We start from the raw sequence: 3,973 nt of genomic DNA on the forward strand, positions 1-3,973 counted from the left end.
GGTCAGCACAGCGGTGATCGGTACAGCACTTCGACGTACCTGATCTCGTCGCGGACCACGTCGACGATGAGGTAGCCCGGCCATGGCGCGTCGAGGCAGAATTGCGGTGGCCATCGCCGTAGGCCTCAGCCGGCTTCGGCGCGGTGTGGAAGCTCTGGCAGAAGTCGTCCCCGCAACCGCACGTCTGCACGACTCGCAGCCGCCCGACCTGCTCCGCCAGCCGTTTCTCACCTTCGGCCGCGAGCGCCGCGGCGAGTTCGGCGGTAAAGACCGGCCACCTGGCAGAGAGCAACGGTGCGTGCGCCGGATGGTTCTCCACGAGGAGGCAAGCTACCTGCGCGATGCCCCGAGCACACACTCATTTGCCGCTGGTCGAGCGTGACAGGCCGTGACCGGTCCGCCCTGCGCTTCAGCTTCCGGTACTGTCGAGATGAGTGCACAGATCGCATAACACTCGGCCTGAGTCCGGCGGGCTTTATCGAAGACCGAAGTCGCTTGGAGCCTCGGCCGCTTTGGCTCTGAACGCCTTATCCAGGTTCTCATCCGCTGGGCCGAGAAGGTCATAGAACTGACGTTCCCGCGATCCGGCGTATTCGACATCCGACTCATGGTTCAAGACGTCAGTCAGGAGGTCAGCAAGCTCGGACAGGCGGAAGTAGCGCATCGCGCCGATCGCCCGTCTCAGGCGGAAAGGTTCGTTGACCTCCACGGCGAAGCCTAAGCCGCCGCCCATGGCCGAGTTGTAGACACGTAGCAGGAAGGAAAGGTGCGCAATTCCTAGCGGAGTTCCTTCAGGCGCTTCACCGTCAGCCCCGTAGTCGGCGGCACGGTTCCAGATGATGGCGAGATCGTCCAACGCGGCCCACCTCCACGTCTCATCCAACTCGTCCACATGAGCCCACGAGTTCCTTTACTCCCGCCGATGCAGCGCACGATTCAATCACGCTAGCCCGATACTCGTCGCGCATCCTCTTCTGCCGCGGACAAGGCGCGCACTGGCCGTCTTTGCTCGTCACTGTCCGTGTGCCTACCCGTTCCGCCATTGAGACGTGTCCGTCGCGTGCTCAAGCGCGAGCTGGCTCTTCGTGTCGAGTTGGCCTCGCTGCGGCGCGCCGCTTGGTCAACTACACGGTTCGGTTCGGGCTCCTATACTCGCCCGATGATCGAGGGATGGTCGGTTGTCCCGGTTCGGGCGGCGGTGGAAGCTGCCGGCCTGAAGGCTGAGGTCGTGCATGGTGATGGGGTCACCTTTGCGTATGGGGCCGACGCTCTGGTCGTGATCGCCGACGCCGGAGACCGGCCTCACGGCAACGCTGTCGACGACGCGAACACGCTGATGCTGCGGGAGCCTTTGCCCAGCGAGGCGACTCAGTGGATAGATTCGAAGAACAAGTCCGGCCAGCCACTTCTGGGCTTGTCAAGATGGCCGATGGCTGCCTGGCTCTCGGTGAGCTCTACCAAGCCTGCAGCGTCTACGGCGGGACGGACCCGTCCACCGGAGAACAGGGCTCCCTCACGTTTGCGAGGCTGACCTGGGACAAGCGGCTTCCTCCCGACCTGCTGGACAAGGTGCTACCGGCGCCGACGCTGCCGGTACCCGGCATCGACTGGCTGGACGATGTGCCGCAGGACCTGACCCGTGCACTGCGGTCCTTTCTGATTGGTTGGTACGCCGACGTGCCGATGCCTCCGGCGCCACCCCCACGCGCGGCCATGACGCTTCCGCCCCCGTTGCTGGCCTTCCACGACATCGCCGCCGGCCGCGAGGAACTCCTCGGCCGACAGGACTTCATCGAGCCGCTCGACGAGATCGAGTACCTCGAAGACGAGCCCCTAGTGGTCTTCGCGGCCGAGAACCAGGGCGTCTGGGTCGCATCGATCGACCCCACCGACGACGATCCGGTCGTTTGGTACGACGGCGGCCCGGAGCGGCTGCGCGAGCGGGAACGCCTCAGCGGTTTCCTGCTCCAGTTCGCCCTCAACGAAGCGGTGAACACCTCACCGTTCAGCGGCTTCGCCACGATCACCCCGGAGGTGCTGGACCGGTTCGTCGAGGACCTGGTTCCCGTCCCGCTGCAGCCGATGCGTGTACCTGGCGACCCGACGCGTCATTGGGTGGCTCCCGGACTGGTCGCCATGGCCGCCGACTACGGCGAGAGTGGTATCTGGCTAAGCGTCGGCAGCCGGCAACGCTCGGCCCTGCGGCCCCTACGCTCACGCCTCGACTGGGAACACTTCAACGGCTAACCAACGAGATCTCTCCGGTCCCAGCACGCCGACTGCGGAGAGATTAGGCACGTACCGCTGGTCGGCGGTCTACCCAAGACCAAGTGCGCACATCTGCCACTGAGCACGCGCGACCCCTACCAACTAAAGGTGGTCGCAGTACGGAAAGCAACGACGGCCAAGGGCGTGGCCCAGGTGCCGTAGGAGAGTGCCCAGCCGCTCGGCCTCCTCGGCGGTGGGCGGAGTGATGGCTGCGCCAGCCGCGATGTGCTCTCCGGCCTCGTACAGCGCGACGTACAGATCTTCGGCGGTTGCGCGGTCGAGCCGCAGAACGATGTCATCCCGCATGAGCAGACCTAATCGCACGTCGCGCGGCACCGGTTGGCCGAGGTGGGGTGCGCGAATTTGCCGCGATTCGGTCACTACGGAGGGTGGTGGTTGTCTCGACAGGCGGAGGCGTACGCCGAGGAGCGCCAGCGCTGCAGGCCACCCGTCGACCAGGTGATGGGAGGACGTCGACCGGATCCCTGATGGCCCGTAGTCGTGGACGTCCGGGATGATGACCGTCATGGACGTCGAGGAACTGATCGCGCGCCATCCGCGGGTCTTCCACACGATGTCGGCGACCGCGTGGCCATCGGTGCAACGGCACGGCCTCCTGTCCACGCAGCAACTGATCGATTTGTTCGACCTCGACGCCGCCGAGCGTGACCGACTCCTGACCGCCCCTCGCAAGCAGTCCACCGTTCTGCGCGCGCCCGGCCTGCCGGCTGCCGTGATCCGCGATCAGAAGCCGATGAAGTTCGTCGCGGAGAAGATTGATCCAAACTCCTCGCTGACCGAGTACCTCGCGGCCATCAACTCGCGGGTCTTCTTCTGGGCCAGCGCTGAGCGGCTGGACCGGCTGCGTCAAGCGAAGGAGTACCGCACCGAGGACCAGGTGGTCCTGCACGTCGACACCCGCACCCTCGTCGAGCGACACGGCCCACGAATCGAACTCTGCCGGCTCAACTCCGGGGCCGTGACGCAGAAAAACCACCCCATGCGGGGGCATCGATCCTGGCTGCCGATCGCCGACTACCCCTACGCCGAGTACCGCCGCCGGTACGGCCGCGATGGCGCCTTGGTCGAGGTCACCGTGTTGGACGCCGTCCCTGACATCCTCGAACTGACCGACAAGATCGAAGGCACTACCGGCTGAGTCCCATACCCATCGCGGCCACAGGACTGCATTGCGCTCCACCCGCAGGCCGGCGCTCGTACACCTGCTCGGGATCAGCCTTCCACCAACCCGCCGGGGCTTCCTCGTCCTCTACGGCTCCAGCGATCACCACTATCGGGACCGATAGGCGGGCATAACCTGGTGTCCACATCCCGGGGGAACCTCACTCCTCCGTCCCAGTTTGACGCGCGCCTCGGTAGGGAAATTTCGCGTACACCTCAATGAAGGGGGTTGTATGGAGACGTCCGCTAGCGTCGGGTGCAGTTATCGACAGCCGACCCGTCCATGCGCGGCGGCGCGTGTCGCAGCGCCGACCGCGAGGGGGCGAGCCTAATGGCTCGCGTCGGTCGCTACGGGATCCCAGGGTTCGTGTGGTTCCTGATCTGGCTCGTCGTCTGCATCTTGATCGTCATCCTGTTGGCGCTGCTCATTCACCACTTCGGAGGCGCCTCTCTTTCGCTCAAGCTCGGCCACTTCTACCTGAACATCGGGGTCACCTGACCTGTCGGATCGTCGACACTCCGG

6 protein-coding genes are annotated in these 3,973 nt (G+C 65.2%); 3 read left to right on the top strand and 3 right to left on the bottom strand.

Features of this window, described 5'->3' with window-relative positions:
- Together ACNAVT_RS31550 and ACNAVT_RS31555 are read right to left on the bottom strand one after the other, a co-directional pair.
- On the bottom strand, window positions 1–319 hold a 319-nt coding region (locus ACNAVT_RS31550; RefSeq protein ID WP_416301623.1), incomplete at its 3' end, for a hypothetical protein.
- Between the two features lie 156 nt (window positions 320–475).
- Window positions 476–856: a hypothetical protein gene (locus tag ACNAVT_RS31555; protein ID WP_416301625.1), complete on the bottom strand. Its 381-nt coding sequence runs from the start codon at window positions 854–856 to the stop codon at window positions 476–478.
- A gap of 566 nt (window positions 857–1,422) precedes the next feature.
- Here ACNAVT_RS31555 and ACNAVT_RS31560 point away from each other — a divergent pair.
- On the top strand, window positions 1,423–2,247 hold the full coding sequence (locus tag ACNAVT_RS31560; RefSeq protein ID WP_416301626.1) for a hypothetical protein: 825 nt from the start codon (window positions 1,423–1,425) through the stop codon (window positions 2,245–2,247).
- A gap of 123 nt (window positions 2,248–2,370) precedes the next feature.
- On the opposite strand, the gene ACNAVT_RS31565 is transcribed toward ACNAVT_RS31560, so the two are convergent.
- The gene (locus ACNAVT_RS31565; RefSeq protein WP_416301627.1) at window positions 2,371–2,796 is read right to left on the bottom strand and encodes a hypothetical protein; all 426 of its coding nucleotides are present in this window, start codon (window positions 2,794–2,796) and stop codon (window positions 2,371–2,373) included.
- On the opposite strand from ACNAVT_RS31565, the gene ACNAVT_RS31570 reads away from it, so the two are divergent.
- Window positions 2,795–3,427: a DUF7002 family protein gene (locus ACNAVT_RS31570; protein WP_416301629.1), complete on the top strand. Its 633-nt coding sequence runs from the start codon at window positions 2,795–2,797 to the stop codon at window positions 3,425–3,427. The two genes, ACNAVT_RS31565 and ACNAVT_RS31570, sit on opposite strands and share 2 nt — an antisense overlap.
- A gap of 279 nt (window positions 3,428–3,706) precedes the next feature.
- A complete protein-coding gene (locus tag ACNAVT_RS31575) occupies window positions 3,707–3,949 on the top strand; it encodes a hypothetical protein (protein WP_416301630.1) in 243 nt (80 codons plus the stop codon).
- The last annotated feature ends 24 nt before the right edge of the window (window positions 3,950–3,973 follow it).

It is taken from the genome of Micromonospora sp. SL4-19, from assembly GCF_047921475.1.
Taxonomy (GTDB): Bacteria; Actinomycetota; Actinomycetes; order Mycobacteriales; family Micromonosporaceae; genus Micromonospora.